This window comes from Dulcicalothrix desertica PCC 7102 (assembly GCF_003991905.1).
Taxonomy (GTDB): Bacteria; Cyanobacteriota; Cyanobacteriia; order Cyanobacteriales; family Nostocaceae; genus Dulcicalothrix; species Dulcicalothrix desertica.
This window is the reverse complement of record NZ_RSCL01000004.1, coordinates 261,231-261,586: the sequence shown is the minus strand read 5'-3', so window position 1 is coordinate 261,586 and position 356 is coordinate 261,231. Positions and strand designations below refer to the sequence as shown.

The window sequence follows — 356 nt, the reverse complement described above, 5'->3', positions numbered from 1 at the left end:
TGCAATTGCCACAGGTACCAACACATTAGCAAATCAACAAAATGCTACCGCAACAGGTAATGCAGCCCAAGCTACAGGTATTTCAGCCACCGCTACAGGTGATAGCGCCATAGCAAGTGGAGTAAATGCCACCTCGACTGGTAAAAGTTCAACCGCATCAGGAGCAAGTTCAATTGCAACAGGTGATACCGCGACCGCAAGTGGTGCGAATGCAATTGCCACAGGTACCAACACATTAGCAAATCAACAAAATGCTACCGCAACAGGTAATGCAGCCCAAGCTACAGGTGCCTCAGCTACAGCTACAGGTGATAGCGCCATAGCAAGTGGAGTAAATGCCACCTCGACTGGTAAAG

1 pseudogene is annotated in these 356 nt (G+C 48.9%); it reads left to right on the top strand.

What is annotated here, in order from left to right:
* Positions 1 to 356 (top strand): annotated as a pseudogene (locus tag DSM106972_RS56190) (hypothetical protein); the annotation flags it as partial.